Genomic DNA, 24,755 nt, shown 5'->3' with positions numbered 1-24,755 from the left:
TGCTTCTCAAAGCTCAAGCAGTACCGACGTGTCGCTACACGCTTCGAGAAGACCGCCAGGAACTACCTCGCCGTCGTCACCATCGCCGCCATCGCTCTATGGCTACGATAAGTGTCCACTGAACCTAGTGCGTCCAGAGATCCTGCAGGTCACCCTTGCGGTTCAGCATGCGTACGGCGCGCTTGACCACCGTCAGCAGGCGCTCGCGCCGGGCGGTTTCATCGTAGGTCATGGAGCCCTTGGCCAGGCCCTCCAGCAGGAAACGTCCCAGATCGCGGCTGGTCTGGAATCTCGGATCGACGCCGGCCTGCACCAGCGCGCCGAACCGGTCGCCCCCCAGTTGGGCACGGTCGAACTCGCTGCGGGCGCCGGCCAGCCGTTCCCGAAGCATGGCGTCGGTCCGCGACGCCGCCTCCAGTTCAGCGAAGGCCTGGAAAGGCGCCTCGTGCAGCATGGACCAGTAGACATCGATGGCATGCTCTGCCGCATCCACCCCGGGCGCGGTCGGCGCTGAGGCCGCCTTCTCGAACAGACGCGCACGTTGCAGTTCGATGTACTCGATCGCCGCCTCGACGAGATCTTCCCGGGTGGCGAAGTGATACAGCATCGCACCGCGCGTGAGGTGGGCGGCGTCCGCGATCACGGCGTTGGTGGCTGCGTGATACCCGATTTCGACAAACAGCTGCATGGCTGATTCCAGAATCCGGGCGCGGGTCCGGAGCGATTTCGGCGTGGCCCTGGCAAGAGGCGTGCGGTCATCCATCGGACCTTGTCCGTATTCAATCGAAGTCAAGCCTTCGTCCCGCATCTCGTAGCCGTCTGTCGCGCGCGCCACCATACCGTAGCATCTGTTCGCCTCCATTTGCCTGAAACTGGTCGCCGAATGGGCGCCGAGTCACCAATCTGCCGTAGAGCGCGGGCTATGAGGCCCACGTTGACAGGCCATATCGTTTCGTGACAGTTCCACTGCCATGAAAAGCCCCTCGCCGAACCTCCGCGAGCGTCAACGCGAAGAGACCCGCGAACAGATCCTGCGCGCCGTGGGGCGTCAGCTCGAAACCCGCTCGCTTGAAGACCTGGGCTTCGCCGATGTCGCCCGGGAGGCCGGGGTTGGCGAACGCACCGTCTATCGACACTTCCCCACCAAGGAAGCGCTGCTGGGCGCCTTCTGGGCGTGGATCCAGACCGAGGCGTTGTCCAGGACCGAGCCGCCCAAGCCGATGCGGTCGGACCGGCGCCTGCGTGAGGCGATCATCGCACCGCGCGATGCGCAACGGCCCATGCGGATCCTGCTGGCGTCCGACGCCTGGGAACCCCAGGTGAACGGCGTGGTCCGCACCCTGACCCGTGTGGTGAGCGAACTGGAGGCCATGGGGCATACGGTCGAGGTCATCCACCCCGGCCAGTTCAAGACCTTCCCCCTGCCCACCTACGCCGAGATCAAGGTGGCGATCGGTGTGTACGAGCCCATCCAGGAGCGCTTCAAGGCGTTTGAGCCCGAGGCCGTGCATATCGCCACCGAAGGCCCCATTGGATTGGCGGCCCGGCGGATCTGTGTGGAGTGGAAGCTGCCGTTCACCACCAGCTATCACACGCGCTTCCCGGAATATGTGTCGGCGCGACTGCCTTTGCCGCTGGCGGCGGGCTATGCCTACATGAAGTGGTTCCACAAGCCGTCGGGCCGGTTGATGGTCGCCACGCCCACGATGCGCGAGGAACTGTCGCGCCACGGGTTTCGCAACATCTCGGCCTGGTCGCGCGGCGTCGACACCGAGATCTTCCACCCCCGGGCGGAGGGTGAGCCCGACATCTTCGAAGGTCTGGCCAGACCCATATTCCTGAACGTCGGCCGCGTGGCCGTGGAGAAGAACATCGAGGCCTTCGTCGCGCTCGACCTGCCCGGCACCAAGGTGGTGGTTGGCCCTGGTCCACAGCTGGATGAATTGAAGGCGCGATATCCGAACGTGGTGTTCAAGGGACCCAAGTCCGGAGCGGAACTGGCCGCCTGCTACGCCTGGGCCGACGTATTCGTGTTCCCGTCACTCACCGACACCTTTGGCCTGGTGATCCTTGAGGCCATGGCCGCAGGCACGCCGGTGGCCGCCTATCCGGCGCCGGGCCCCATCGACCTGATCCCGGGCTCGGGTGCGGGCGTGCTGGCGCTGACGGCGACCGAGGGGCTGCGGGAGGCCTGCCTGCAAGCGCTGGATCTGGACCGCTCACGCGTGCGCGCCTTCGCAGAGACCTTCTCCTGGCGAGCCTGCGCCGAGGACTTTGTGAAGAACCTGCAGCCCTATCCGGAAGCCGAGAAATCCCGGTTCTGGCGTCGTCTGCGCCGCCTGGCGCGGGTGCGCCGCAAGGCGCCCGAGGACGCCTGAGCAGGACGTATATGACGAATTTGTGACAATCAGTTTGGTGATCGTCGGGCCGGTGTGTAAACGCCATTCCCCGGGCTATAGCGCGACAGCTTGAAGTGGATATCGGTTCAAGCGCCCGTCGCGCTCTAAACGTATGAAAACGAGCTTGTTTATCCGTTTCCGATGATTCCATCTGAAACGGACAGGCTCTCACCCTTGACCCATTCGACGCGGGAGCGTGCAGCCGCCCATGGCCAAAAGGGTCACCAGGATACGCGCCGAACCGGACCGGGAGCCGCGGAACCAGTATGCGGCCCTGCCCTGGCGTCGTCGGCCCGATGGTGCGGTCGAGGTCCTTCTGATTACCTCACGCGAGACGCGGCGCTGGGTGATTCCCAAGGGCTGGCCCATCAAGCTGATGAAGCCCGGCGTCGCCGCCGCCCAGGAAGCCTTCGAGGAAGCCGGCGTGCTGGGGCAGCTGGCGCGCAAGAGCCTTGGCGTCTTTCATTACGGCAAGCGGCTGAAGAGCGGTCGGCTGCAGCACGTGCGGGTCAGGGTGTTTGCGCTGGAGGTGCGGGAAGAGCGGGCCGCCTGGCCGGAACTGGGGCAACGCAGCCGGCTCTGGACCACGCCCGCCGAAGCGGCCGGCATGGTCGACGAGCCTGAACTCCGGGCATTGCTGACGAAGTTCAAGACCTGAGAGGCTATTTCTTCAGAGCAGGCGGCTGCGGATCGCCTGGCTCAGCATATCGATCAGGCTGACGGCGACGATGATCACCAGCACGATGGCGGCCGTGCGCGAGTAGGCGAAGGCGTTCAGGGAATCGAACAGCACCTGGCCGATACCGCCGGCGCCGATCAGGCCCAGCACCGTGGCGCTGCGGCTGTTGGATTCGAAGCGGTACAGCGCATAGGAGGTCCAGAGCGGCGCCACCTGCGGGATGACCCCCCAGTTGATCTCATGCAATTTCGCCGCCCCGGTGGCCCGGACGCCTTCGACCGGGCCCTTGTCGATGGACTCCACCGCCTCGGAGAACAGCTTGGCCAGCACGCCGGAAGTGTTGATCGCCAGCGCCATGACACCGGCCAGCGGCCCGGGTCCCACGGCCACCAGAAAGATCATGCCCAGCACCAGATCCGGCGCCGAGCGCACGATGTCGAGGAACCGGCGGACCGGCACCTGAATGAAGGCCGGCGTGATGTTGCGCGAGGCCAGAAGGCCCAGCGGGATGGCCATCAGCACCGCCAGCGAGGTGCCCCAGATGGCGATCTGCACCGTCAGCCACATCTGCGCGACATAGAGACGCCAGTCCGTGAAGTCCGGCTGGGTGAAACCGCGACCCATCTCCTGCATGTTGGCGGAGTTGGAGAACAGCAGCGGGATCTTGCGGATTTCAGCCGGTCCGAACGCGATGGCCAGCAGGACGAACACCCCGCCCCAGAGCAAGAGGTCGGGCGCCCGCTGAAGCAGCGTGCGGCTGGGCGGCGGCGGAACGGGCGTGGGCTGGACACTCATGGGGTGGGCGGGTTTTCGGCGCGTGACCTGGCGGCGTCGGCCGTCACCTTGTCGAACTCCGCCTGGGCCGCCGCGATCTTGGCCTTGTCGCCGGAACGCTTGGCGACGGCCAGCCCCTCGGAGGCCTCCATCTCGCGAACGGGGTTCAGGTAGGTGTTGTCGGCGGGGCGGAAGCCGCCATAGGCCAGGCCCTTCAGGACCTCGCGCTGCTTTTCGGCCGCAGCGTCGGACCCTGTGCCATAGGTCAGGAAGAACTGGCGGATCTTCTCTTTCAGCGCCGGGTCCATGTCACGCCTGACGACGATCGAGGATTCCGGCAGCGGGGGCGATGACCAGATCACTTCCACCTTCTCGGCCACCTTTGGATTCTGGCGGGCCGCGAACAGCAGGCCGACGGAGTTGTTCGTGGCCGCATCCATCACGCCGTTGGCGACTGCAAACACATTGGCCTGGTGATTGGCCGCCCGGACGGTCTTGAAGCAGGCCTGGGGGTCGATGTTGCGGGGGGTGAACAGGTAGGTCTTTGGCGCCAGGGTGCCGGAGGTCGACTGGGTGTCGCCCATGCCGAACGAGATCGTCTTGTCGCACTTCAGGATTTTTTCCAGCGTGACCCCGCTGCCCTTCCTCGCGATGATCACCGAGGTGTAGGTGCCTTCCCCACTGGCGTCGACCACACGGCCCAGGACCTCGCCGTCAGCGCGCTTGATCGCCTGCAGCGCCGGTGAGGCGGAAAACCAGCCCAGCTGCACCTGCTTGAACCGCATCGCCTCGACCAGCGAGGTATAGTTGGTGGCGAAATAGGGCTTAACCGGGATGCCGATCTGCGCCGACATGTCGTCGAGCAGCGGCTGCCACAGGGGCTGGGTCGAGGCCTGGTTCTCGGCGGACAGGATCGAGAAGGTCAGCTCGGTGGGCGGGGCGCCGGCAGCTGGCTGTTCGGCCTTCTCTCCGCAGGCGGAAAGCCCGAGGGCGGCCGCCAGCAGGGTGGCGGTCAGAATGCGGCGGTTCATGTCGGCGCTCCTTCCCAGAAGACGTCCTCGAATTCCGGGCCGTAGATGTCGATAAGCTGTTCAGTCTTGAGGCCGCTGGCCGGGCCGTCATAGACCACGTGTCCAGCCTTCAGGGCGACCACGCGGTCACAATAGCGCAGCGCGTAGTCCACCTGATGCAGGGTAACCAACACGGTCAGGCCGTCGGTGCGGTTCAGTTCGCGCAGGATATCCATAACGCGCCGCGCGGAAACCGGATCCAGCGAGGCGACGGGCTCGTCCGCCAGGATGATCTTGGCCTTCTGCACCAGGGCTCGCGCGATGGCGCCGCGCTGTTGCTGGCCACCGCTCAGGGTGTTGGCGCGCTGGGTCGCATAGTCCGAAATACCGAACCGGTGGAGCGCCGCCATGGTGGCGTGCTTGGTCTCGTCCGGCCACATGCCCAGCGCCGCGCGCCAGAACCCGATCCGGCCCAGCGACCCCAGCGCCACATTGGTGAACAGGCTGAGCCGGCCCACCAGATTGAACTGCTGGAAGATCATCCCGATCCGGGTGCGCGTCTTGCGAACGTCGGCGTCGATCCTGCCGTCCTTCTGCACCGGCCCACCAAACGCGCTGATGACGCCCGGGCCGGCGTCGATGGTCTGCAGCGCGCTGATCGAGCGCAGCAGGGTCGACTTGCCCGACCCCGACGGGCCGATCAGGGCGATCATCTCCCCCTTGGCGACATCCAGGGACACGCCATCAAGCGCTCGGCGCTCGCCAAAGGTCTTGGAGGCGTTCCGTATCGACAGAACTGCGGCGTCGGACATGTGGGCGGTCGGAGCTTTCCCGTGGGCAGGCTCCGGCTACATGGCACGGCCGGACGGCTCCGGTCCAGCGGGGTTGCGGGGGAAATGCGTGGCAGGCGGGGGTTCGCGGAACGGATGGCGTCGGGCCGACAAGAACTTCAAAAACGAGGGTCTGTGATCGGAGGGGGCTGACAACCGGCAGGGCGAGACCGATCTGGAAGATTGTTCTCTTTTTGTTCTTTACCAGATGCCCGCCCTGTGTCATACTCAGGTTGATGTCGCCCGCCGCGCGCGGAAGTCTGACAAAGCCAGAATGAGAGGATGTTGATGGCGAGGATACCCAAGGGAGGACCGCGCTCTGCGCTCGACGCGCTCGGAGCGCATTATGAGGCCATGACCTGGGAGCAGCGCCTGCAGAAACAGCATCCAGCGGGCGCCTCGAATGGACCGTCGGCGGCGTTTAACAAGGCGTACTTTTCACCCTTCGCAAGTCCTGTCGCAGACCTTGATCTGAGGGCGCGCCCCGATTCAGCATTCAGGCTCGGCAATAAGTGGTTTCGGGAGATCGACAACGGGGTGGCGAATGTTTTGCAAGAGGTCGACGACCCCATGGTGTCGCCCCTGGAACGCGCAGCACAGCGGGAGGCGATAGCCAGGGCCCGCTTCATTGCCGACCACCCGCTTGGCGGTCTTGGCTACGGACTGGCCACGCTGGCAAACGCCTCGCCAAGAGGGCGCGATGCGGCGCTGGCGGCGGGCGGCTTGGTGGATGCCGTTATGTCGGGCGCTGCACCCTTCGGGGCGGCGCCACAGATTCGCACGCCGCCACCGAGGGCAGACGTTCGCCCAACGCCGGTCCGCCGGCCCCAGATCCGGTATCAGGACCTGAATGCAAGAGGTCAGGCGACTGGCACGACAGCTACGATTACAGCCAACATGTTGGGTACGGGCTCCCGGACGGATCAAAATCTGCGCCCGCCTGGCTTGAAGGGCGATACTCGTCGGAACAACCAGGCGCGCGGCCACTTGCTCGGCAAACAGCTTGGCGGATCAGGACGGACGATGCGAAATCTTGTTACCCAAACCCAAACACCGTCGAACGACTCATGGATGCAGAAATTCGAGAATCACGTTGCCCGGCGGGTTCGCGACGGCGAGATCATCGAGTTTTCGGCGAGGCCCTTCTACAATGATGGGATTCTGCCGCCAGAATCGATCTTCCTGACCGCCCTCGGCTTGAATGGCGTGCTGACCTCGCGTTTGGTCAGGAACCCCGCAGGACAGCGGAAATGACCATCGAGAACCTGATCAAGGCGGTTCCTCCGCCTTCAGAGCCGTTCTGGGCTTATAAGGGGCCGTGGGGGGCCATAGAGGGGGAAATCGGCGTCACCCTGCCCCCTGACTACAAGGACTACATCGCGACCTATGGCGCGGGTTACTTCATGCAGTTCATGAGCGTCTTTCTTCCGAAATCATGGACGGTGAATCTGCGGCTCGGCGCCCAGGTCAGACTAAAGGCGGGTTCGGCGCGTGACGTGCTGTTGGCAAGCGAAGAAGAACCTCCCTACCCGATTTGGCCTGACCCCGGGGGGCTCGTCGCGTTCGGCGGAACCGACAATGGTGACGAACTGTTCTGGCTGACGCGCGGCGCACCGCAGGACTGGCCTGTTGTCGTTTGGTACGAGGACAGCAATGTGGAACTGTTTGATTGCGACATGACCGACTTCCTCGCCGGCATAGTCACCGGCGCCATTTTCGCGGATGTATTCGATGAGGACTGGCCTAGCGGCGAGCCCAAGTTTGAACCCTATTCACAAGTTTGAACCCTATTCAAACGACGACGTGCGCAAGGCATTGGATGATCCGGCCGAAGCCGCCCATCGCCTGAGGGCCTGGCGAATGTCCTGGACGCAGGCGGCGAACGGGCAGTGGGAGGGGCCGGCCGAGGATTTCCTCAAGAAGACGCCTTGAGCAGTCGGCTTTGCGGGAGCGGGGAAGACCCCGCCGCGGGGCCCGCACTTTCCCGGCAAACCGGATAGCCCTCAGGAGGCATCGGCGAACGCTGATTCGACCCCCTTCCCGCCCCCGCAGACCCCGTCATGAATTCAACACTTTACATGGGGGGGCTTTGCCCTTAATTCCCCGCGCTTCCGGCGGACCCGATGTCCTGAAAAGCGCTGCTAACGCCGGACTTGGTTCAACTATCTTTTGGGGGTTACGTGAATTGCACACGTATCATAAGCCCCTGGACCTGGTCCGCGAGCGGTCACCCGAACGTCCTGTCGCCTTTGCGCGACCGGCGGCGGTGGCGGTAGCGGCGCGCTGGTTCCAGGACAAGTTTGAAGGCGACGTATTCTACGCTGTGAAAGCGAACCCTTCGCCATGGGTCATCAAGACCCTGGCGGCGAACGGTGTGACGTCGTTTGATGTGGCCTCGATCCCCGAGATCGAGTTGGTGAGGGCATATGCGCCGGGCTCGCGAATGGCGTTCATGCATCCGGTGAAAAGCCGCAAGGCCATCGCAACCGCCTACTTCGATCATGGCGTGAAGGCGTTCGCCCTCGACAGCCATGAGGAGTTGCAGAAGATCCTGGAGGCCACGGGCGGCGCCCGGGACCTGACCCTGATCGTGCGTCTGGCGGTGGTGGCCGAAGGCGCGTCCTACTCGCTTTCCGGCAAGTTCGGAGTGGAACTGCATGAGGCCCCGGCCCTGTTGCTGGCCGCGCGCGCCGCCACCGAGGGCAAGATGGGGGTTTCCTTCCACGTGGGCAGCCAGTGCATGCGGCCGACCGCCTATCAGGCGGCGATGGCCCAGGCCTCGCGCGCCATCGTGCGCGCCGGCGTCATGGTGGACATCGTCGATGTGGGCGGAGGCTTCCCCTCGGTCTATCCCGGCATGATGCCGCCGGAGATGAGCGACTACGTTGACTCGATCCAGCGCGGCTTTGCCGACATGATGGTGCATGAGGAAACCGAGCTGTGGTGCGAACCCGGCCGGGCGCTGGTGGCGGAAGCTTCCTCGATCCTCACCAAGGTGGAACTGCGCAAGAACGACGCGCTCTATCTGAACGACGGCAGCTACGGAAACCTGTTCGACGCCGCCCACGTGAAGTGGCCGTTCCCGGTCAAGCTCTACCGGGGCGAGGGCGATGAGGCCCATGAGGTCGATGGCCCGCTGAAGCCGTTCCGCTTCTATGGCCCCACCTGCGACAGCATGGACCACATGCCCGGCCCGTTCTGGCTGCCCGAGGATATCCGTGAGGGCGACTACATCGAGATCGGCATGCTGGGCGCCTATGGCGTGGCCATGACCACCCGGTTCAACGGCTATGGCGACGCCGAGACCGTCATGGTCGAGGATGCGCCTATGGCCTCCATGTTCGGTCTGGCGGGTCGCACCATCCGCCTGCCGCGGGAGAACCAGGAGGACGAGCGCAAGGTTGTCCGCCTGTCACGCCCCAAGGGCCGCGCCGGCAAGAGCCGCCGAAAGCGTTAAAACCGACACATTCGAGTGTCACAGATGCGGCCGGTCGCTCCGTCCCGGTCGCATCTTTCCTATGGACGGGCGATCACCCCCAGAGCGTGACAGCTTCAAGTGGATGCCGGTTGAAGCGCCCGTCACGCTCTAAACATATGAAGAACGAGCCTTTTTATCCGGATCAGATGAATTCATCTGATCCGGAAAGGCTCTGAAGGGAACTTCCGAAGATGAACGCTGACGTTCAGAAGACCAATCGCAAGGCCGAACTGCTGGCCAACACTGTCGAGCACGTGGCCATCGACGCCTATGACGCGCGACCCATCATCGACGCCATGCGCAAGATGAGCTTCACCAGCCGCGACACCGCGCGCGCCGCCGACATCTGGTCGATGTCGCTGGAAGACGCGGGCTGCTCGACCTGGCTGACGCTGGCCGGCTCCACCTCGGCGGGCGGCTGCATGCACATCTACCGCGACATGATCAGGTACGGGATGATCGACGTGGTCGTGGCCACCGGCGCCTCGATCGTCGACATGGACTTCTTCGAGGCCCTGGGTTTCAAGCACTACCAGGCGCAATCGAACGTCGACGACCGCGACCTGCGCGATCTCTACATCGACCGGATCTACGACACCTACATCGACGAGGAAGAGCTGCAGAACTGCGACGGCACGATCTACGAGATCTGCGAGCTGCTGGAGCCCCGCCCCTATTCGAGCCGCGAGTTCATCCACGAGATGGGCAAGTGGCTGGCCGCCGGCAACGCCAAGAAGCCCGACAGCCTGATCGAGGTGGCCTACCGCGAGGGCGTGCCGATCTTCTGCCCGGCATTTGTGGATAGTTCGGCCGGCTTCGGTCTGGTGAAGCACCAGGTGGAGCGGATGAAGGCGGGCAAGCCGTACCTGACCATCGATGCGGTGGCCGACTTCCGTGAGCTGACCGATATCAAGCTGGCGGCGGGAACCACGGGCCTGTTCATGGTGGGCGGCGGCGTTCCGAAAAACTTCGCCCAGGACACCGTCGTGTGCGCGGAGATCCTCGGTCACGAGGCCGAGATGCACAAGTATGCGGTGCAGATCACCGTGGCCGATGTGCGCGACGGCGCCTGCTCGTCCTCGACGCTGAAGGAAGCCTGCTCATGGGGCAAGGTGGACGTGACCTGGGAGCAGATGGTCTTTGCGGAAGCCACCACGGTGGTGCCGCTGATCGCGTCGGACGCCTGGCATCGCGGGTCCTGGAAGACTCGCGTGAAGCCGCGCTGGGCCAAGCTGTTCGAGCGGGCGGCTTAAGGCTCGAGACGGGCCATCAGGGTTCTCTGGCTTGAGCTCAGGCGAGCACAGGCCGGAGGCTCAGATCCCGGCGTACCACTCATAGCCGCGATCGGGCCAGAAGCCGCCCTTGCCGCGGCCGAGGTTCTCGAAGCTCTCGACCACCTCGATGCGCATCACATACTTGGCATGCTTGTAGCCCAGCTGGCGCTCGACCCGCAGACGCAGCGGGGCGCCGTGGCCGACCGACAGAGCGGCGTCGTTCATCTGGTAGGCCAGGATGGTCTGCGGGTGATAGGCGTCGATCAGGTCGATGCTCTCATAGTACTGGCCCGTTCCGTCCAGCGTCTGCTCCAGCGCGTCGGCGCAGTGAAAGACGATGTATCGGGCGTTGGGCTTGAGGCCAGCCCTGTCCAGCAACGGACCCAGGCGTGCGCCCTTCCACTTGGCGATAGCCGACCAGCCCTCCACGCAGTCGTGACGGGTGATCTGGGTGCGGGTGGGTTGTTGGCGCAGATCCTCGAGCGACAGTTGCAGGGGTCGTTCGACCAGACCATCGACCACCAGCCGGTAGTCGGCGAATTTGTTCGACAGCAGCGCGGCGTATTCCTCCTCCGCCGGGTAGCGGGTTCCATTGGCGCGGAAGTCTGTGGAGATGTGCTCTGGCGTGAACTCCCTGGCCAGCGCCTTGCGGTCGGTGACCAGCCGCTGGGCCGTCATGGTGAGGCCCTCGGCCTTGCGCAGGACGCCCGAAAACGTGGGATCCGCCGTGAGCTTGTCACAGGCGCTGACCCACAGGCCGGCCAGGCTGGCGCCGGCGACGCCCAGCCAGCGGCGACGATTGGTGGTGGTGACGGTCATGGCCGGTCTCCCTCGACCTGAATGGCGTACTTGCCGGTGATCATCGAGCGCATGTTGTTCCAGACACCTGACACCAGGACCAGGAGCACATGGACCACAATGAACACGACGATCAGACCGGCGCTGATGAAGTGCAGGGTCCTGGCTGACTGTCGCCCGCCGAACAGGTCCGTCAGCCATGGAAGTGTAGCGTTGAAGCCCGGGGACATGGACAGGCCGGTCGCCAGCATCATCGGCAGCAGGACCACGATCACGGCCAGGTAGGTGAGCTTCTGGATCACATTGTACGCCCGCGCCTTTTCGCCTCTGGGGAACTTCAGCTGCGCATGGGTGATGATCTCATGCAGGATGTGGCGCGGGGCCAACTGCGCGCGCGTGGGCAGCATGTCGCGCCGGATGTGGCCGCCGATCAGACCCCAGAGCCAATAGACCAGGCCGTTGATCACGAAGAGCCAGGCAAAGAAAAAATGCCACATGCGACCGTCGGCCAGGGAGCGATAGCTGGGAATGGTCGCCCATGAGGGAAAGCCGCGTTGCTCACGCATGCCTTCCGCGCCCGACCAGCCCAGCACGCCGGTGGTGTCGAACTGATAATCGCCCACGATGGTGATGCCTCGGGCGACGCCGTCGACCTCCCGCATGGACATTGAGACCCAGGGATCCGCGAATGTAGACTTTTCCCCCCAATAGAGCGCCGGGTGGGCGTTGAAGATCTGCAGTCCGCTCATCAGCAGCAGGCTGATCGCCATGACGTTCACCCAGTGGGTCAGGCGCGTCACGAGGGTGTGGCGGCGTATCAGCACCTTTGTGGGACGAACCTTGTCATCCATCGCATCGAGACTCCCTGCAGCCGGTTCACTGTGGCCCAATTGTCGTTCGGTCGCGAGGGCGGATTGGTCAAAAAATCAAGGGCGGTTGTCCGCGCGGGTTCGGCGACCGCTGGCGGCGTCGAGCGGGAGCCCCTAAGCTTGCGCGTACAAGCGGGAGCAGGGCGTGGCGGAAGTTGAAGTCTGGCGGGGCAGCGTCGCGGCTTGGGAATGCGACGGGATGGGCCATCTGAACGTCGGTTTCTATGTGGCCAAGTCAATGCAGGCCTTGGGCGGAATGGCCGCAGAACTCGCCATGCCGGGCGCCTTCGCCCCGGCCGCCGAGGCGACGCTGATGGTGCGCGAACAACACATCCGGTTTCTGAGAGAGGCGCGGCCCGGCGCCCCGCTGTCCATCACCGGCGGCGTGATCGGGATCGATGACACCGAAATCCGCCTGCTGTTCCTCATGCGGCACCATTCCGGCGAGCTTGCCGCCAGCTTCCAGACACTCGCGGCGCACGTGACTGTACGTGAGGGTCGGCCGTTTCCCTGGCCGGCGCGGGTCCGGGCGATGGCCGAGCAGTTGATGACCGAGGTGCCGTCGGCCGCTGCGCCGCGCTCCATCGGGCTGGACCCTGTCGTGACCCGCGCCAGCCTCAAGCAAGCCGAGGCGATGGGCCTGAAGCGCACCGGACTGGGTATTGTCTCAGCTCATGAGTGTGATCCGTTCGGACGGATGCGCACCGAGGGCTTCATGCACCGGCTGTCGGACGCGGTGCCGCATCTCTTTGCCGAGGGCCGCCCGGGCAAGGACGAGGCGGATCGTCGCGTGGGCGGCGCGGCCATGGAGTACCGCCTCATGCATCATGCCTGGCCACGCGCCGGAGATCGCATGGAGATGCGATCAGGATCAGCCGGCGGCGACGCGCGGTTCCGGCGTCTGGTTCACTGGCTGCTGGATCCCGCGACCGGCAAGCCCTGGGGCAGCGCCGAGGCCATGGCCGTCTCGTTCGATCTGGATACGCGCAAGATCATCGCGCTGTCCGACGCCGAGCTCGCGCGTGTGAACGCCGAGGCCATCGAAGGCTTGAGTCTCTAGACCGCCGTCATTTCGCGGAGCACCTGACGCACCAGTTCCGGACGTTCCATCGGCAGGAAGTGCGTCGTCCCGGGCGTCGTCTCGATCCTGATGCGGGGATGCGACTGGAGTTCCACCAGCCGGTCGTCGATGCGGGCCGTTGTGCCGATCTCGGCGCGCAGCATGCGCACGGGACACTGCGTCGCCAGCAGGGCGGACCAGGCGTCGCTGCCGTGGGTGCGGAAATTGGAGGCCTCCCATGCCGGAGAGCATGTCAGGGTGACCTGACCATCCTCAGTCGGCTGGAAGCCGGCTTCGACATAGTCTTCGATCTGCTCAGGCTGCCATGTGCGGAAGGCGCCGCGCCCGGTGTAGGCCGCCGCCACATCAGCCTTGCCCGGAAACACCGCGCGACGTCGCAACGCGCCCTCCGCCAGAGGATTTGGCCCCTCGACCCGGGCCGCGCGCGCGGCGTCGAAGAAGACGGGATCGAACAAGGCCAGCGACCTCACCTGATCTGGTGCGGCTGCGGCGGCGAGCAGACTTGCTGCGCCCCCCATGGAGTGTCCCGCCAGCACGACAGGGCCGGCCAGTTCGGCCTCGAGGAACGCCAGAAGATCATCGCGCAGATCGCTCCAGTCCGTCCGCCCGTCGATCTCGATGGGTAGACAGGTGGCGCCGTGGCCGCGCATGTCGATCGCGAGAATCCGGAACTGGTCAGCAAGGGGCGCCAGGATGCTGCGGTAGGTGCGGGCGTTGAACCCGTTGGCGTGTGAGAAGACGATATCCGGCGCCCGATCCGTCGGCCCGAAGTCGAGCACGGCCATATCGCCCCCGCGCGTCGGAAGCATCGTTCGGCGGGCGCGGGGCTCGTATTTCGGTAGCGTTGACATAGGGTCTGAATAACCTGGTGACGTGGCGATAGCGAAGCGTCGTCAGGCGGCGCCAGCCGGCGTCGGCGCGCGCCTCCGGATCGCCAGGGCTGCGGCGCCGGCGATCTCATGCGACGGAACCCACATAGCCATGCGTCCGGAACACTGTTACGTACTGTTCTGTAACATCGTCAAGGTGATTCATGACCAAAGCTGCAGCCATGCCCCCGAGGGCCGCCGACCGAATCCTGGGGGTGGCCGGGGAGCTTTTCTATCGTGAAGGGTCGCGCGGCGTGGGCGTCGACGAGATCGTGGCGAAGGCCGGGGCGACCAAACCCACGCTCTATCGGGCGTTCGGTTCCAAGGACCAGCTGATCGCCGCCTATCTTGAGGAACAGGCCGCCCGGCTCTGGGCGTTCTTCGACGCCGCCGTGGACGCCCATCCGGGCGACCCGCGCGCGCAGATCCTGGCCTATTTTGACGCCCTTGAGGTTCACACGCAGCGAAAGGGTTACCGCGGGTGCGGCCTTTCGAACGCTGCGGTGGAGTATCCGGACCCCGCCCATGCCGGACGCCTGGTGGCGGTGACGCACAAGGCCCAGATGCGCAAGCGTCTGCGCGACCTGACGCGGGGCATGGACGCGCGCAAGCCGAAGAAGCTGGCCGACAGCCTGTTTTTGTTGATCGAAGGCGTGTTCGTCACGAGTCAGATTTTCGGCGAAGACGGCCCGGTCGTGGCGGCGCGCGGCGCCGCCGAGGCGCTGATCGACGCCCACGTCCGCAAGGTTCCGTCGCCCGATCCGGTCTGAGTTCCCGGGGCTGCGAGACGGCTCTGGATTTCCCCTGCGTCCGGGTCGCATGATCGTCCCCGTACAGCACAGGATTTCCCCATGAACGCTCCCGCCGCCATCGACCTCACCACCACCGACTGGACCTGTTTTGACGTGTCGATCCAGGACCACGTCGCGCACATCCGCCTGAAGCGCCCCGAGGCAATGAACAGCATGGTGCGGGAATTCTGGAACGAGCTGCCGCTGATCGTGAATGACATCAACGACAACGCACGCGCGCGCTGCATCGTGATCTCCTCGACCGGAAAGCACTTCTGCGCCGGGATGGATCTGGCCGTTTTCACCGGCGGCGGCACAGCCGAGACGGCCGCCCGGGACCGCCACGTCAACGCTGAGGCCATGCGCCATCACGTGAAGGGATTGCAGGACTGTTTCTCGTGCCTCGATGAGGCCAGGATGCCCGTGATTGCAGCGATCCAGGGCGGCTGCATCGGCGGCGCCGTGGACATGACCAGCGCCTGCGATATCCGCTACTGCACCACCGACGCCTTCTTTGTGATCCAGGAGATCAACATCGGCATGACCGCTGACGTCGGGACGTTTCCCCGTCTCTGCAAGCTGATCCCGGAGGGCTGGGTGCGCGAGTTGGCCTATACCGGTCGCCGGCTGCCGGCCCATCGGGCCCGGGAGATCGGGCTGGTGAACGAGGTGTTCGACAGCCACGAGGCGGTGGTCGCCCACGCCCTGGCCACAGCCCGCGAAATCGCCGCGAAGGCGCCGCTGGCCGTGACAGGTTCAAAGGTGATGATCAACTATGCCCGCGACCATAGCCTGAAGGACGCGCTCGACTATATCGCTGTCTGGCAGACCGCCATGTTCAGCGGCCCGCACATGGGCGAGGCGTTCCGGGCGAAGGCTGAGAAGCGAGACGCTGTATTCCCGGATCTGGCGGTGCTGCGAAAGGGCATGTGATCGCCCGGGCATTCTGCACCGGGGTAGATACCGGGTCGCCGCGGAAAATGCCGCAAATGCAGGGATTCCAGCCTCAGGCGTTTATTTCCGCCCCGGTGAGATCGCAACCGGCGATACGGGCGCCGTCCATCTCGGCGCCCAGAAAACGGGCGCGATAGGCGTAGGCGCCTCGCAGGTCAGCGCCCCTCAGAGACGCGCGGCTGAAGTCCGTGCGTACGAACCGGCCGTCACTCAGACCCAGCGGCCCCAGCTTGGCGCCGCGCAGGTCAGCCCGCGCCAGTTGCGCCTGGTTGAAGGTGGCGCCTCTGAGGTCGGCGTCGCGAAGATTCGCGCCTCGGAAATCGCAACCGGTGAAGTTGCCGCCCTGCAGCTCGCAGCCCTCCATATCCAGGCCGAAGAACACGGCGCGCGGCGCCTGAAGACCTGACAGCCGTCGTTTGCGGAGCGTCTTCATGGCGCGAAAGTCCGCCGAAGCCAGCCGGGTTACCGAGCCCCTGCGACCGTCGGTATCGCAGAAAGCCTCATGGTCGGAGATGATGTCGGCGATCGAGCGGTTCTGGACGTAGAAGATCGGCGGCGGCGCACGCAACACGTCGGTCATGTCCGTATCGTCCAGCAGGGCCTGGCGGAGATTCACGCCGTTCAGCACCGCACGTTTCAGCGAGGCTCCGGTTAGATCTGCACCGCCGAGATCGGCGTGGGAGAGGTCAGCGCCGTCGAAGACGGCTCGCATCAGCTTGGCGCCTGTCATCACCGCCTCCGAGAGGTTGGCGTCGGTGAAGTCGGAGGTCATGGCCACGGCGCCGGACATCTGGGCGCCGGCGAGATTGGCGCCGGCCAGGACGGCGAAGTTGAGTTCTCCCGGGCGATGTTCGTGTCGCAGGATGCGATAGCCGTCGAGCTTGTCCTGGAGGGCGATACGGCCCTCGCGCAGATCACAGCCCGCAAGGTCTGCGCCCGCCAGATTGGCGCCACGCATGCTGGCTCCGCGCAGGTCGGCCCGCTGGAGGTTTACATAGCGCATATCCGCCTCGCGCAGGTCAGCGCCAAACAGGATCGCCCGGCTAAGGTTGCATCGGGCCAGCGTCGCCCCGCTCAGACGTGCGCCGGTCATGTCGCAGTCGCGAAGGTCGAGACCCTCAAGCGAGCAGTTGGCAAGATCCGCGTAGGTCAGGTTGAGGCGTCGCCCGCCCGCACGGCCAGCAAGATATCGCTGGTGGGCGCCCAGCGCCTCGCGCAGACCCTGAGGGTCGACGACAAGATGATGTTGTTGGGGTGCGGATGACATGTCGGCCAACCTCCACAACGCCGTATTTCGTTTAAGGATGCGTTGCGTGACGTCCTTAAGGAGCTGACGTTCGGTCGAACGCTACAGCCAGCCCCGGCGCTTGAACCACAACACAGGGAGCACAGCGGCGACTACCATCGCCACCACCGCCATGGGGTAGCCAGCATGCCAGTGGAGTTCCGGCATGACGTCGAAGTTCATCCCGTAGATCGACGCGATCAGGGTCGGCGGCATGAAGATCACCGCCACCACGGAGAAGAACTTGATAATCCCGTTCTGCTCGATGTTGATCAGGCCCAAAGCCGCATCCAGCAGAAATCCGAGGTGACTTCCCTGGTGGCTGGTGTGTTCCGTAAGCGACTGGGCGTCGCGTTGCAGGGTCTTCAGGTGGGCGCGGGCTTCCCGGTCGTCTGCGATCTCGGGGGCCAGCGCTGCGAAACTCAGCAGGCGCCCCAGGCTTACAAGGCTGGTCCGGGCCAGCGCGATCACCGACTGCGCCTGGGCCAGGCCGGTCAACAAGGGCCGGAAGTTGCCGCCTGGCGGCCGCTTGAAGATTACAGCCGAGACCTCGGCTACCCGATCCTCGGTTTCGTCGAGAATCCGGGCCACCCTCTCCAGCACAGCGTCGAGCAAGCCCAGCAGCGGCCCGGCTCTGGGCGACGCCTCGTCGCACCGCGCATGCTCCCCGAAGATTCGGAAGGCCCGTAGGTCCTCGTAGCGCAACGTAATCAACACCCCCTTGGCCAGAACGAAGGTCACGGGGGTGGCGTGAGGGGCCGCTTCACTGCCGTGGGCCAGCAGTGTCGCCGTCATGAACGTAGCCCCGCCTTCCTGATAGAGGCGGCTAGAAGGCTCAAGCGCCTCCATTTCCTCTACGGTCGGGAGTTGCAGACAAAGCGCGGCCTCCACGGCCAATTCTTCGTCGCGATTGGGCCGGAACAGGTCGATCCAGACAATATCCGGCTCAGGGCGCCAACCGGCCTGGATGGATATCGCCTGGACGCTGGTCTGGCCGCGTCGAAGGACATTGATCATGCCGTCGCCTCCGCACGGCCTTGTGGGGTCGTGCGGGCGTGGCCGTCAACCATCAGACCAGAGACCTTCAGGATCAGATGGACTCATCTGAAACGGATAAACAGGCTCGTTCTTCAAATGTTTGGGGCATGACGGGCGCTTCAACCGGCGCCCACTTGAAGCTGTCATGCTCTAGCGGGGCGGGTCGTTATCCTGACGGGTTGCGGCGGCGATCAGCGCGGCGATGCGATCGGTGGATTCCGCAGCCTGGGAGAGAACGCTCATCGGCCCCTGGCCAGGGCGCATGGCGCCAGCCATCTGCGACGCAGCGGACTGGGCCACCGCAATCGCGCCGTTCTGCACACGGCTCAGGCCGGATGCCGCCATCACGCGGGCTGTGGTGTCCTGATAGATGAAACCGTGCGTGGAATAGGTTGATCCGCCGAGGTCCCGGCTGGGATCGTACCAGACCTTGACCTGACTCCAGTCGCCGCCGGCGGACACGTCTATGACAGTGACGTCCTTTTCCACCTTGCCGCGCGAACCTTCGATCGGGCTCCAGTTGGCGTGGGTGATCTGGACTACCCGGTCCGTCAGCACCTGGCTGACGACGGCCACGTGACCGAGCCGCATCCGCTGAGTCGGCTTGAAACAGAGGACCGCGCCCGCGCGCGGCTGGAAGCCGGTTTCGTACTTGTTGGCGGCTTGCGTCCACCATGTCCAGGCGTCGCCGAAGATCTGGATTCCGGAAATCAGGCGCGCAAACGGAACACACTGCCAATAGGTATCGGCCACCGCACCCGCCGGGGTGAAGGCGACAACAGCCGCGGCGGTCAGGGAACCAATCAGGGCTCGTGTCCGTTTCAGCATGCTTCGGTTACTCCCGGCGCCTTTGAGGCGAAGCGATAACCGTATCTCGCTTGAGTGAAAAGAGGGTTTACGCGATCTGCGTGCGGCATGCCTTCCGATTATGCAGATCGACGGACAGGATCGTGATTCTCGTTAAGAATTTTGAATGAATATAGATCGCGTTTTGATGTGCATATTGACCGAGATTTCTGAAAACTATTGGCGAACACGTGGCGATTTTTTGTATTGATGCTAGATGTGTATTGAAATTTACCCTGTTTTCGCCGATTGCTAATCTACAAAAAGTCCAACTTCATACTTCTGTAACAAGCTGAAACAAGAGCTCAGCGTACCGGCGCATGTGTTCGGCGGACTCGCCCAAGAGGAGAATTTCCCAAAAACCCCAGCGCTGACAGCAGCAGGCCTGATCACAAAATCGGCGCCCGCACGTTCATCGCCCCAACCCTAGCGCTTCACAAAAGAATGATTAGATAGCGGGGCAACTCGGGAGGGGTTTTTATGGATATCGCCGCGCTGGTCACGGACCCAGCTGCATGGGCGGCCTTCGTCACGCTTGTCGTGATGGAGATTGTGCTCGGCATCGACAATCTGATCTTCATTTCGATTCTTTCGAACAAGCTGCCGGTGGAGCACCGGGCGCGCGTCCGGCGGATCGGGATCTCGCTGGCGCTGATCATGCGCCTGGGACTGCTGTCGACGCTGGCCTTCATCGCCAGTCTCACCAAGCCGGTCTTCGAACTGCCCTGGCAGGGCCTGCCAAACGCCTACGGTGAACCCTCTTTTGAGCTGATGTTCTCCTGGCGCGACCTGATCCTGATCGCCGGCGGCCTGTTCCTGGTGTGGAAAGCCACACTCGAGATTCACGAGAAGGTCGACCCCAATGAAAAGCATGGTCAAAAGGAAACCAAGGACGTTGTGATCAACAACGTGGGCTCCGCCATCTTCCAGATCATCCTGCTCGATCTGGTGTTTTCGGTGGACTCGATCCTCACGGCTGTCGGCATGACCGACCATCTGCCGATCATGTTCGCCGCCGTGATCATCGCCGTACTGGTGATGCTCCTCGCCGCCGACCCGCTTGCGAACTTCATCAACGAGAACCCGACGGTCGTCATGCTGGCGCTGGGCTTCCTGCTGATGATCGGTGTGGTGCTGATCGCCGACGGCTTCGGGATCCACATTCCAAAGGGCTTCATCTATGTCGCGATGGCGTTCTCGGCCTTCGTCGAGATTCTGAACATGCTCTCACGCCGCAAGAAGCCACCTCAGGCCGACAAGTCGCTCCACTGATCCGTCAGAGGAAGCTGTAAGGGTCGATGTCGATGGCCACCCGGATCGCTCCGGGTGGCCTGACCCTTGCCCGCCACGCCGCCATGTAGGCCGACAGGTCGACGGTGCGATCGGCCCGCACCAGGAACCGCTTCCGGCGACGCCCCCGGATGAGGCCCAGCGGGGCGTCGGCCGGACCGTAGACCTCGACCCCCGGCGCATTGGGCGCGACCTCGGCCATCTTGCGCATGAACGCCTCCAGCTGGGCGCCATCCGGACCGGACGCGATCACGGCCGCCAGCCGGCCAAACGGCGGCAGCCCGGCCATTTCGCGCTCGGCCATCTCGGCGGCTACGAAGGCGTCGCGGTCCTGGGCCTTCAGCGCCTGCATCACCGCGTGCTCGGGCGCATAGGTCTGGAGAAGCGCTCTGCCCGGCAGGTCGCGACGCCCGGCCCTGCCCGTTGCCTGGGCCAGCAGTTGGTAGGTGCGTTCGGCGGCGCGCAGATCACCACCTCTCAGACCCAGATCCGCGTCCACCACCCCAACCAGCGTCAGCCTGGGGAAGTTGTGACCCTTGGCGGCCGCTTGCGTGGCCACCAGGATGTCGATCTCGCCCGCCGCCATGCTCTCCACCATCCGGCGCGCCTCGCGGGCGTCGAAGATGGTGTCGGAGGAGAAGACCGCCACCCGCGCTTCCGGGAACAGTTCACGGGCCTCTTCCTCGACCCGCTCGACCCCCGGGCCGATGGAGACCAGGCTGTCCCTCGTCCCGCAGTGTGGACAGGCGGTCGGCTTGGGCATCGAGAAGCCGGTGAGATGACAGACCAGCCGCCCGCTGTAGCGATGCTCAACCAGCCAGGAATCTGTGTCGGGCGCGGTCATGCGCTCGCCGCAGGCCTTGCAGAGCACCAGTGGCGCGTAGCCGCGCCGGTTGAGGAACAGCAGGCTTTGCTCGCCTCGCGCCCAGGTCTCCGCCATGGCCAGGCGCAGCGGCGGCGAGAGCCACTGGCCGGGTTCCGGCGGCGTCTCCCGCAGATCGAGCAGATCGATGTCCGGCAACACCGCGCCACCGTGGCGCGCGGTCAGTTTCAGCCAGCGATAGCGGCCCTGCTCGGCGTTGCGCAGGGTCTCCAGAGAAGGCGTGGCCGAGGCCAGGATCACCCCGGCCTTCTCGATCCTCGCCCGCGCAACAGCGAGGTCGCGGGCTTGATAGATGAAACCCTCCTCCTGCTTGTAGGAGGTGTCGTGTTCTTCATCGACCACGATCAGGGTCAGCTTCCGGAAAGGCAGGAACAATGCCGAGCGGGCGCCGACCACGATCCGGCAGCGCCCGGCAGCCACCGCGTCAAACACCCGCCGTCGCGCCGGTGGAGCCACATCGGAGTGCCATTCGCCAGGCTGGGCGCCAAAGCGGCTGGAAACCCTTGCAATGACCGCCTGGGTCAGGGCGATCTCGGGCAGCAGGATCAGCACCTGGGCGTCCGGGTTGGCGGCCAGGGCCGCAGCGACAGCTTCCAGATAGACCTCGGTCTTGCCCGAACCCGTAACGCCATCCAGCAGCGCGACGTTGTAGCCCCCCGCCTTCGCGTCGCCTGCAAGGACTGCGGCGGCGGCGGACTGACTGGCGTTCAGCGCCGCACCACGCAGGCTGAGGTCCGGCGGGTCGAACGCGGCTTCAGACGCGATCTGCACCAGAGCCAGAACACCTTCATCGATGAGCCCCTTGACCACGCCGGAGGAAACACCGGCGGCGCGGGCCAGTTCGGCGGGCGCGACCGGACCTTTGGCGAGCACCTCCAACACACGGGCGCGGGCAGGCGTGGACCTCGCCGGCATGAGGCCGGTCGCCGAGGCGACCCGCACCGGGCGGGGCTTCGGCGTGCGGGCGCCCCGCAGCGCGATCGCCAGCGGCTGGCCGGGGCTGTCCACCGCGTATCGCGCGGCCCACTGGACGAACTCCACGGTCCCCGGAGGAAGCGCCGGGTCGTCCAGGCGCTCGGCGACCGGTTTCAGCGGTCGGTTACCGCCAAGCGAAGCCCGCAAGGCCACCACGACGCCGCGCACCAGGCGCGGGCCGAGGGGAACCGCCACGTGATCGCCCGCGGAAAGCGCCATACCTTCGGGCTCGGCGTAGTCGAACGCCTCCGGCAACGGCATGGGGATCAGGACGGAGGCGATTCGGCTCATTGTGCGCGGCGGGTTGTGAGCCTGCGGGCTTCGCAGCTACAAGCGCCGCGAACAAGCCCGGGATCAAACGAATGCAGATCTTCCTCGACACCACCGACACCGCCATCCTGAAGGATCTGGTCGCCACCGGCCTGATCGACGGCGTCACCACCAATCCGACCCTGATCGCCAAGTCCGGCCGCAACATGCTGGAGGTGATCACCGAGATCTGCGGCATCATCTCCGGACCGGTAAGCGCCGAGGTGGCCGCCATGGACGTGGCCGGCATGCTGGCCGAGGGTCGCAAGCTGGCCGCATTGGCCCCCAACATCGTCATCAAGGTGCCGCTGACCCGCGAGGGCCTGACCGCAACGGCGGAGTTCACCGCGGAAGGGATCCAGACCAACGTCACGCTCTGTTTCTCGGCGGCCCAGGCGCTACTCGCCGCCAAGGCGGGCGCCACCTACATCAGCCCCTTCATCGGCCGTCTGGACGACCACGGGGCCAACGGCATGGATCTGATCACGGAGATCCGCGCGGTCTACGACAACTACGATTTCGATACCGAAATCCTGGCCGCGTCGATCCGCTCGCCGCAACATGTGACCGAGGCTGCGCTGGCCGGCGCGGACTGCGCGACGATCCCCCCGGACGTTTTCCTGGCGCTCTTCAAGCACCCGTTAACCGAACGCGGTCTCCAACAGTTCATGGCGGACTGGGCCAAGACCGGGCAGTCCATCCTTTAGGGGGCAAAAGACGCATGGATGGATCGCAGGCCAAGTTCAGCTTTGAAGACGCTGCGGTCGAGCCTGTCGCCGTGCGCCGGTTCCTGGCCGAAAATCCCGACTTCCTGCGCCGCGACGAGGGGCTGCTGGCCGATCTTGGCCTGAAGATCGCCCCCGACAATGTGGTGGATTTCGCCCCTGCCGCCCTGGCGCGCGTCCATGCCGCCCATCAGCGTGAAGCCGAACAGCGCCACCTGATCGAGGAAACGGCGCGGGCCAACTTCGCGGCCCAGGCCCAGACCCACGGGGCCGTGGTGGATCTGCTGGAGGCGCGCAACAATTCCGACCTGGCCCGGCGCGTGAATGACTTGGCGCGGCAGCGGTTCGGACTGGCCGCCGGGGTGATCGCCCTGGAGAATGAGGGAAAGCCGCCGGCCGGCTGGAAGCATCTGGTCGAGGGCCAGGTCGATCTCATCCTCGGCGGACCCGACCAGATCGCCCGCATGGGTTTTGCGCCGACGGCCCTTGGTCTGTTCGGCGCCGACGCCGGTGAGGTCCGTTCCATGGCCATGGTCCGCATGGCGATCTGGGAACCCTCCAGGCAGGGGCTGCTGGCGTTCGGGTCGGCGGACCCGGAGGGCTTCACGCCGGATATGGGCGCCGAACTGGTGGCCTTCCTGGCGCGGGTGGTCGAGAGGACGGCGGAGCGTTGGCCCCACCTTTGAACGCGTTGGCGGCCCGGGCGCTATGGCTCGAGCATCTGGCCCACGAACGCCGCGCCTCTCCACGCACCCTCGAGGCCTATGGCTTCGCCGCCCAGCGCTACATCGCCTTTCTTGAGGGGCACCTTGGCGAGACGGTGACGGTCACATCCCTGTCGAAACTGTCGGCGGGGGATGTGCGGGCCTGGCTGGCGTACCTGAGGTCCGGCGATCATCCGCTGTCGCCGCGCTCCCTGAGCCAGGCCTTGTCGGCGATCCGTACGTTTCACAAGTTCCTCGACCGACGCCTCGACGCACCGAATCCAGCCATCGCCCTGGTTCGCGGTCCCCGCGTGAGGCCCGGAGCGCCTCGCCCGATTTCCGAGGATCAGGCGTCGGGACTTCTGGCTGAGCCGGGCCTAGACCCCGACCGGGAGGTCTGGGAGTCGGCGCGCGATCAGGCCGTGCTGACGCTGCTTTATGGCTGTGGCCTGCGGATCTCCGAGGGGCTTTCGCTGAAGCGGTCGGATGTGCCGCTCGGCGATCTGTTGCGGATCACGGGCAAGGGGTCGAAGACGCGGCTCGTTCCCGTTCTGCCCGCCGTGCGGGAGGCGGTGGACGCCTATCTGGCGGAGGTTCCGTTCGCCCTCGAGCCGAATAGTCCGCTATTCCGGGCCAAGCGCGGCGGGGCGCTCAGCCCGCGCCACGTCCAGGCGATGGTGCAGCTTTTGCGCAGCCGGCTCGGCCTGCCCGCCAGCGCCACGCCGCACGCGCTGCGGCATTCCTTTGCGACCCACCTGCTGGGGGCCGGCGCTGATCTGAGGTCGATCCAGGAACTGCTGGGCCACGCCTCGCTCTCGACGACCCAGCGCTACACCGAGGTGGACGCCGCCGCCCTGCTCAGCGCCTATTCGGCGGCGCATCCGCACGCGTAAG

The 24,755-nt window shown here is 65.1% G+C and carries 24 protein-coding genes and 2 pseudogenes; 15 read left to right on the top strand and 11 right to left on the bottom strand.

Annotated features, from left to right (window positions below; all coding sequences use genetic code 11):
• Window positions 1-111, top strand: a pseudogene (locus tag ACIQ3B_RS05890) (IS5/IS1182 family transposase); the annotation flags it as partial.
• Window positions 112-124: 13 nt separating this feature from the next.
• Here the strand turns inward: ACIQ3B_RS05890 and ACIQ3B_RS05885 are convergent.
• Window positions 125-763 (bottom strand): TetR/AcrR family transcriptional regulator, encoded by a 639-nt coding sequence (locus ACIQ3B_RS05885; protein WP_397400564.1) that lies wholly within the window; start codon window positions 761-763, stop codon window positions 125-127.
• Window positions 764-971: 208 nt separating this feature from the next.
• On the opposite strand from ACIQ3B_RS05885, the pseudogene ACIQ3B_RS05880 reads away from it, so the two are divergent.
• From ACIQ3B_RS05880 to ACIQ3B_RS05870, 3 genes and pseudogenes are all read left to right on the top strand, one after another.
• A pseudogene (locus ACIQ3B_RS05880) lies at window positions 972-1,154 on the top strand (helix-turn-helix domain-containing protein); the annotation flags it as partial.
• 126 nt (window positions 1,155-1,280) lie between these two features.
• Window positions 1,281-2,378, top strand: a complete 1,098-nt coding sequence (locus ACIQ3B_RS05875; protein WP_397400566.1) for a glycosyltransferase family 4 protein — start codon at window positions 1,281-1,283, stop codon at window positions 2,376-2,378.
• A gap of 229 nt (window positions 2,379-2,607) precedes the next feature.
• Entirely contained in the window at window positions 2,608-3,057 is a 450-nt protein-coding gene (locus ACIQ3B_RS05870) for an NUDIX hydrolase (protein ID WP_397400562.1), read from the top strand.
• A 12-nt stretch (window positions 3,058-3,069) separates the two neighbouring features.
• Here the strand turns inward: ACIQ3B_RS05870 and phnE are convergent, their stop codons facing one another.
• The 3 genes from phnE to phnC are packed head-to-tail and all read right to left on the bottom strand — an operon-like array spanning window position 3,070 to window position 5,674.
• On the bottom strand, window positions 3,070-3,873 hold the full coding sequence (gene phnE, locus ACIQ3B_RS05865; protein WP_397400560.1) for a phosphonate ABC transporter, permease protein PhnE: 804 nt from the start codon (window positions 3,871-3,873) through the stop codon (window positions 3,070-3,072).
• Window positions 3,870-4,883, bottom strand: coding sequence for a phosphate/phosphite/phosphonate ABC transporter substrate-binding protein (gene phnD, locus ACIQ3B_RS05860; RefSeq protein WP_397400558.1), 1,014 nt, complete (start codon window positions 4,881-4,883; stop codon window positions 3,870-3,872). The genes phnE and phnD overlap by 4 nt, the downstream gene beginning before the upstream one ends.
• On the bottom strand, window positions 4,880-5,674 hold the full coding sequence (gene phnC, locus ACIQ3B_RS05855) for a phosphonate ABC transporter ATP-binding protein (protein ID WP_397400556.1): 795 nt from the start codon (window positions 5,672-5,674) through the stop codon (window positions 4,880-4,882). The genes phnD and phnC overlap by 4 nt, the downstream gene beginning before the upstream one ends.
• A gap of 306 nt (window positions 5,675-5,980) precedes the next feature.
• Here phnC and ACIQ3B_RS05850 point away from each other — a divergent pair, with 306 nt between their 5' ends.
• The 4 genes from ACIQ3B_RS05850 to ACIQ3B_RS05835 all read left to right on the top strand — a co-directional run bounded on the left by ACIQ3B_RS05850 (window position 5,981) and on the right by ACIQ3B_RS05835 (window position 10,423).
• On the top strand, window positions 5,981-6,946 hold the full coding sequence (locus tag ACIQ3B_RS05850) for a DNA/RNA non-specific endonuclease (protein WP_397400554.1): 966 nt from the start codon (window positions 5,981-5,983) through the stop codon (window positions 6,944-6,946).
• A complete protein-coding gene (locus ACIQ3B_RS05845; protein ID WP_397400552.1) occupies window positions 6,943-7,476 on the top strand; it encodes an SMI1/KNR4 family protein in 534 nt (177 codons plus the stop codon). The genes ACIQ3B_RS05850 and ACIQ3B_RS05845 overlap by 4 nt, the downstream gene beginning before the upstream one ends.
• 401 nt (window positions 7,477-7,877) lie before the next feature.
• Window positions 7,878-9,149, top strand: coding sequence for a type III PLP-dependent enzyme (locus tag ACIQ3B_RS05840; RefSeq protein WP_397400550.1), 1,272 nt, complete (start codon window positions 7,878-7,880; stop codon window positions 9,147-9,149).
• Between the two features lie 212 nt (window positions 9,150-9,361).
• Window positions 9,362-10,423, top strand: a complete 1,062-nt coding sequence (locus ACIQ3B_RS05835; protein WP_397400548.1) for a deoxyhypusine synthase — start codon at window positions 9,362-9,364, stop codon at window positions 10,421-10,423.
• Between the two features lie 60 nt (window positions 10,424-10,483).
• Here the strand turns inward: ACIQ3B_RS05835 and ACIQ3B_RS05830 are convergent, their stop codons facing one another.
• Both ACIQ3B_RS05830 and ACIQ3B_RS05825 read right to left on the bottom strand, forming a co-directional pair.
• The gene (locus ACIQ3B_RS05830; protein WP_397400546.1) at window positions 10,484-11,263 is read right to left on the bottom strand and encodes a molybdopterin-dependent oxidoreductase; all 780 of its coding nucleotides are present in this window, start codon (window positions 11,261-11,263) and stop codon (window positions 10,484-10,486) included.
• A complete protein-coding gene (locus tag ACIQ3B_RS05825) occupies window positions 11,260-12,093 on the bottom strand; it encodes a cytochrome b/b6 domain-containing protein (protein WP_397400544.1) in 834 nt (277 codons plus the stop codon). Before ACIQ3B_RS05825 ends, ACIQ3B_RS05830 begins: the two co-directional genes overlap by 4 nt.
• Before the next feature lie 163 nt (window positions 12,094-12,256).
• On the opposite strand from ACIQ3B_RS05825, the gene ACIQ3B_RS05820 reads away from it, so the two are divergent.
• On the top strand, window positions 12,257-13,171 hold the full coding sequence (locus tag ACIQ3B_RS05820) for a thioesterase family protein (protein WP_397400542.1): 915 nt from the start codon (window positions 12,257-12,259) through the stop codon (window positions 13,169-13,171).
• Here the strand turns inward: ACIQ3B_RS05820 and ACIQ3B_RS05815 are convergent.
• The gene (locus ACIQ3B_RS05815; RefSeq protein ID WP_397400540.1) at window positions 13,168-13,977 is read right to left on the bottom strand and encodes an alpha/beta fold hydrolase; all 810 of its coding nucleotides are present in this window, start codon (window positions 13,975-13,977) and stop codon (window positions 13,168-13,170) included. The two genes, ACIQ3B_RS05820 and ACIQ3B_RS05815, sit on opposite strands and share 4 nt — an antisense overlap.
• A gap of 248 nt (window positions 13,978-14,225) precedes the next feature.
• Between ACIQ3B_RS05815 and ACIQ3B_RS05810 the strand changes: the two genes are divergently transcribed.
• Both ACIQ3B_RS05810 and ACIQ3B_RS05805 read left to right on the top strand, forming a co-directional pair.
• On the top strand, window positions 14,226-14,831 hold the full coding sequence (locus tag ACIQ3B_RS05810; protein ID WP_397400539.1) for a TetR/AcrR family transcriptional regulator: 606 nt from the start codon (window positions 14,226-14,228) through the stop codon (window positions 14,829-14,831).
• Window positions 14,832-14,912: 81 nt separating this feature from the next.
• Complete coding sequence (locus ACIQ3B_RS05805) at window positions 14,913-15,785, top strand: crotonase/enoyl-CoA hydratase family protein (RefSeq protein ID WP_397400537.1); 873 nt, start codon at window positions 14,913-14,915, stop codon at window positions 15,783-15,785.
• Window positions 15,786-15,858: 73 nt separating this feature from the next.
• Here ACIQ3B_RS05805 and ACIQ3B_RS05800 read toward each other — a convergent pair whose 3' ends face one another.
• The 3 genes from ACIQ3B_RS05800 to ACIQ3B_RS05790 form a co-directional block, all read right to left on the bottom strand.
• Window positions 15,859-17,073 (bottom strand): pentapeptide repeat-containing protein, encoded by a 1,215-nt coding sequence (locus ACIQ3B_RS05800; RefSeq protein WP_397400535.1) that lies wholly within the window; start codon window positions 17,071-17,073, stop codon window positions 15,859-15,861.
• An 81-nt stretch (window positions 17,074-17,154) separates the two neighbouring features.
• A complete protein-coding gene (locus ACIQ3B_RS05795; protein ID WP_397400533.1) occupies window positions 17,155-18,108 on the bottom strand; it encodes a magnesium transporter CorA family protein in 954 nt (317 codons plus the stop codon).
• Window positions 18,109-18,279: 171 nt separating this feature from the next.
• On the bottom strand, window positions 18,280-18,957 hold the full coding sequence (locus tag ACIQ3B_RS05790) for a CHAP domain-containing protein (protein ID WP_397400531.1): 678 nt from the start codon (window positions 18,955-18,957) through the stop codon (window positions 18,280-18,282).
• A gap of 498 nt (window positions 18,958-19,455) precedes the next feature.
• Here ACIQ3B_RS05790 and ACIQ3B_RS05785 point away from each other — a divergent pair, with 498 nt between their 5' ends.
• Window positions 19,456-20,247: a TerC family protein gene (locus ACIQ3B_RS05785; RefSeq protein WP_397400529.1), complete on the top strand. Its 792-nt coding sequence runs from the start codon at window positions 19,456-19,458 to the stop codon at window positions 20,245-20,247.
• Between the two features lie 4 nt (window positions 20,248-20,251).
• Here the strand turns inward: ACIQ3B_RS05785 and ACIQ3B_RS05780 are convergent, their stop codons facing one another.
• Window positions 20,252-22,414 carry a primosomal protein N' gene (locus tag ACIQ3B_RS05780; RefSeq protein ID WP_397400527.1) on the bottom strand — a complete coding sequence of 721 codons (2,163 nt, stop codon included), beginning with the start codon at window positions 22,412-22,414 and terminating at the stop codon, window positions 20,252-20,254.
• 71 nt (window positions 22,415-22,485) lie between these two features.
• Here ACIQ3B_RS05780 and fsa point away from each other — a divergent pair, with 71 nt between their 5' ends.
• From fsa to ACIQ3B_RS05765, 3 genes are read left to right on the top strand one after another with little or no spacing between them, the layout of a single operon-like run.
• Window positions 22,486-23,139: a fructose-6-phosphate aldolase gene (fsa, locus tag ACIQ3B_RS05775; protein ID WP_397400525.1), complete on the top strand. Its 654-nt coding sequence runs from the start codon at window positions 22,486-22,488 to the stop codon at window positions 23,137-23,139.
• A 14-nt stretch (window positions 23,140-23,153) separates the two neighbouring features.
• Window positions 23,154-23,843 (top strand): DUF484 family protein, encoded by a 690-nt coding sequence (locus ACIQ3B_RS05770; RefSeq protein WP_397400523.1) that lies wholly within the window; start codon window positions 23,154-23,156, stop codon window positions 23,841-23,843.
• Window positions 23,840-24,754, top strand: coding sequence for a tyrosine recombinase XerC (locus tag ACIQ3B_RS05765; RefSeq protein WP_397400521.1), 915 nt, complete (start codon window positions 23,840-23,842; stop codon window positions 24,752-24,754). The genes ACIQ3B_RS05770 and ACIQ3B_RS05765 overlap by 4 nt, the downstream gene beginning before the upstream one ends.
• Window position 24,755: the final 1 nt, after the last annotated feature.

The sequence above is a fragment of the Phenylobacterium sp. genome (assembly GCF_044358365.1).
Lineage (GTDB): Bacteria > Pseudomonadota > Alphaproteobacteria > Caulobacterales > Caulobacteraceae > Phenylobacterium.
This window is presented reverse-complemented; position numbering and strand designations above follow the sequence as displayed.

What these genes read in the sequence shown, in the direction of transcription:
- ACIQ3B_RS05810 (WP_397400539.1), top strand. Translation starts at nt 14,226, where the DNA reads ATGACCAAAGCTGCAGCCATGCCCCCGAGGGCCGCCGACCGAATCCTG.
- ACIQ3B_RS05815 (WP_397400540.1), bottom strand. Translation starts at nt 13,977, where the DNA reads ATGGCCGTGCTCGACTTCGGGCCGACGGATCGGGCGCCGGATATCGTC.
- ACIQ3B_RS05835 (WP_397400548.1), top strand. Translation starts at nt 9,362, where the DNA reads ATGAACGCTGACGTTCAGAAGACCAATCGCAAGGCCGAACTGCTGGCC.
- ACIQ3B_RS05785 (WP_397400529.1), top strand. Translation starts at nt 19,456, where the DNA reads ATGGATATCGCCGCGCTGGTCACGGACCCAGCTGCATGGGCGGCCTTC.
- ACIQ3B_RS05805 (WP_397400537.1), top strand. Translation starts at nt 14,913, where the DNA reads ATGAACGCTCCCGCCGCCATCGACCTCACCACCACCGACTGGACCTGT.
- ACIQ3B_RS05885 (WP_397400564.1), bottom strand. Translation starts at nt 763, where the DNA reads ATGGATGACCGCACGCCTCTTGCCAGGGCCACGCCGAAATCGCTCCGG.
- phnD (WP_397400558.1), bottom strand. Translation starts at nt 4,883, where the DNA reads ATGAACCGCCGCATTCTGACCGCCACCCTGCTGGCGGCCGCCCTCGGG.
- phnC (WP_397400556.1), bottom strand. Translation starts at nt 5,674, where the DNA reads ATGTCCGACGCCGCAGTTCTGTCGATACGGAACGCCTCCAAGACCTTT.
- ACIQ3B_RS05850 (WP_397400554.1), top strand. Translation starts at nt 5,981, where the DNA reads ATGGCGAGGATACCCAAGGGAGGACCGCGCTCTGCGCTCGACGCGCTC.
- ACIQ3B_RS05830 (WP_397400546.1), bottom strand. Translation starts at nt 11,263, where the DNA reads ATGACCGTCACCACCACCAATCGTCGCCGCTGGCTGGGCGTCGCCGGC.
- ACIQ3B_RS05770 (WP_397400523.1), top strand. Translation starts at nt 23,154, where the DNA reads ATGGATGGATCGCAGGCCAAGTTCAGCTTTGAAGACGCTGCGGTCGAG.
- ACIQ3B_RS05800 (WP_397400535.1), bottom strand. Translation starts at nt 17,073, where the DNA reads ATGTCATCCGCACCCCAACAACATCATCTTGTCGTCGACCCTCAGGGT.
- ACIQ3B_RS05845 (WP_397400552.1), top strand. Translation starts at nt 6,943, where the DNA reads ATGACCATCGAGAACCTGATCAAGGCGGTTCCTCCGCCTTCAGAGCCG.
- ACIQ3B_RS05780 (WP_397400527.1), bottom strand. Translation starts at nt 22,414, where the DNA reads ATGAGCCGAATCGCCTCCGTCCTGATCCCCATGCCGTTGCCGGAGGCG.
- ACIQ3B_RS05825 (WP_397400544.1), bottom strand. Translation starts at nt 12,093, where the DNA reads ATGGATGACAAGGTTCGTCCCACAAAGGTGCTGATACGCCGCCACACC.
- ACIQ3B_RS05875 (WP_397400566.1), top strand. Translation starts at nt 1,281, where the DNA reads ATGCGGATCCTGCTGGCGTCCGACGCCTGGGAACCCCAGGTGAACGGC.
- phnE (WP_397400560.1), bottom strand. Translation starts at nt 3,873, where the DNA reads ATGAGTGTCCAGCCCACGCCCGTTCCGCCGCCGCCCAGCCGCACGCTG.
- ACIQ3B_RS05790 (WP_397400531.1), bottom strand. Translation starts at nt 18,957, where the DNA reads ATGCTGAAACGGACACGAGCCCTGATTGGTTCCCTGACCGCCGCGGCT.
- fsa (WP_397400525.1), top strand. Translation starts at nt 22,486, where the DNA reads ATGCAGATCTTCCTCGACACCACCGACACCGCCATCCTGAAGGATCTG.
- ACIQ3B_RS05795 (WP_397400533.1), bottom strand. Translation starts at nt 18,108, where the DNA reads ATGATCAATGTCCTTCGACGCGGCCAGACCAGCGTCCAGGCGATATCC.
- ACIQ3B_RS05870 (WP_397400562.1), top strand. Translation starts at nt 2,608, where the DNA reads ATGGCCAAAAGGGTCACCAGGATACGCGCCGAACCGGACCGGGAGCCG.